Source organism: Amycolatopsis sp. SID8362, assembly GCF_010550475.1.
GTDB lineage: Bacteria > Actinomycetota > Actinomycetes > Mycobacteriales > Pseudonocardiaceae > Amycolatopsis > Amycolatopsis eburnea.
The window spans coordinates 1-501 of the sequence record NZ_JAAGNB010001452.1; the positions used below are offsets into that span (position 1 = coordinate 1).

At 73.7% G+C, this 501-nt stretch carries 1 protein-coding gene; it reads left to right on the forward strand.

The genetic code is table 11. The features are described from left to right. Positions 1 to 501 (forward strand): MFS transporter (locus tag G3I65_RS44490; RefSeq protein WP_160701443.1); only part of this gene is annotated, 501 nt, incomplete at both ends.

Below are 501 nucleotides of genomic sequence, written 5' to 3' on the forward strand. Positions count from 1 at the left end.
CGTCGTGGCCGCGGGGGTGGCGGTCGTCGCGCTGGCGGCGTTCGTGACCGTGGAACGCCGGGCACCGGACCCGATGCTGCCCCTGGACGTCGTCGGGCGGACGCTGAGCGCCAACTTCGTTTCGGCGGCGATGAACTTCGCCGGGATCGGATCGATCCTGCTGCTGACGCTGTACCTGCAGGGCGTGCGGCACGCGTCCCCGCTGACGGCCGGGCTCGAAGTCCTGCCGCTGTTCGGCCCGCTGTCGGTGCTGGCCCCGATCGCGGGCCGGCTGACCGGCCGGTTCGGCCCGCGGCCGCTCATGGTCGCCGGGCTCGCGCTGGGCGTGCTCGGGTTGCTGAACCTGGTGCTGCTCAAGGAAAACAGCGGCTACGCGGCCCTCCTGCCGACGCTGCTGGGGCTCGGCGTGGGCATGGGCCTGCTGACGACGGCGGTGGTGACGGCCGCGGTCTCCGGCCTGCCGTCCGAGCGGGCGGGTGTGGCCAGCGGGGTCAACAACAC